This is a genomic window from Streptomyces endophyticus (genome assembly GCF_035798155.1).
GTDB classification, from domain to species: domain Bacteria; phylum Actinomycetota; class Actinomycetes; order Streptomycetales; family Streptomycetaceae; genus Streptomyces; species Streptomyces endophyticus.
Map to the genome: position 1 here is coordinate 1 of NZ_JAOZYC010000102.1, position 358 is coordinate 358.

The 358-nt window shown below is 58.4% G+C and carries 1 rRNA gene; it reads left to right on the forward strand.

The window, feature by feature from the left end:
• Window positions 1-67, forward strand: a 16S ribosomal RNA gene (locus OKJ99_RS14960); the annotation flags it as partial.
• Window positions 68-358 lie beyond the last annotated feature (291 nt).

Genomic DNA, 358 nt, shown 5'->3' on the forward strand with positions numbered 1-358 from the left:
ACTGGCGATTGGGACGAAGTCGTAACAAGGTAGCCGTACCGGAAGGTGCGGCTGGATCACCTCCTTTCTAAGGAGCACTTCTTACCGAGTCCTTCGGGGCGAGGTCAGAGGCCATTACGTCGGCACACGTTCGACGGTGGTTGCTCATGGGTGGAACGTTGATTATTCGGCACGATCGGTTGGCTTCACTAGTACTGCTTCGGCGTGGAACGTGTGGGTGAACAGGTCGGGCCGGGCACGCTGTTGGGTATCTGAGGGTACGGGTTTCGTCCCGACCTCAATGCCGGCCCCGGTAAAGATCCGCTTCGGTGGGTTGTGACGGGTGGTTGGTCGTTGTTTGAGAACTGCACAGTGGACG